This is a genomic window from Paracoccus sp. SSK6, assembly GCF_039770665.1.
Taxonomy (GTDB): domain Bacteria; phylum Pseudomonadota; class Alphaproteobacteria; order Rhodobacterales; family Rhodobacteraceae; genus Paracoccus.
On record NZ_JBDPNJ010000100.1, the window covers coordinates 1 to 644 of the forward strand.

General features: G+C 65.4%; 1 pseudogene. It reads left to right on the top strand.

The features are described 5' to 3' along the window. Positions 1 to 348 (top strand): annotated as a pseudogene (locus AAIL68_RS17560) (hypothetical protein); the annotation flags it as partial. Positions 349 to 644: the final 296 nt, after the last annotated feature.

The window sequence follows — 644 nt, forward strand, 5'->3', positions numbered from 1 at the left end:
AAGGCCGGATGGTCCGCCCCCGAATTCGCGGCCTTCGTCAGCAGCGTCATCGAATCGGGTGTCGATCCGTCGCGGATGGATGGCATCCGGGCGCGGCTGCGCGAACTGGGGCTTACTCCCTATGACACATTGTCGCCGCCCCTGATGGACGCCATCGCGACCCACGCAGCCAAGCGCCAGGCGAAATTTGCGCCCGCCGAGGCGAGGCAAACTCCATCCCCCGCGCCGGCCGAGGCAAGGCAAAGCGCCTCCCCGGCGCCGCAGCGGAATCCGACGCCGCCCGCGAGGGAAGGCGGATCAATTCTTTCTCGTCTGCTGAGCAGGCTTTTCGGCGGCAGTCAGCGATAGGGCATAACGCCGAACGGCGGCAATCTCACCGTCCAGGAGGGCGACGGTTTGGCCGTCCATGGACGCGGTCCGAGGACCATGACTCACTACTTCCCCGGTAGTCTGGAGGAGACGAACGGGGGCGCCGCTCGGCTATGACGCTCTTGAGGGAGGGATGTCCACTTGGCTCATGCAGCACTGGCGAAGCCGTGCAGCGCCCATCACCCTGTTGGCTGCCAGCTGCCTACGAGTTGGAAGGGAGACCTTGCTACGGCAGCGGCCCGAGTCACAGAACCTTGTTGCAAAGGTCACTCGTC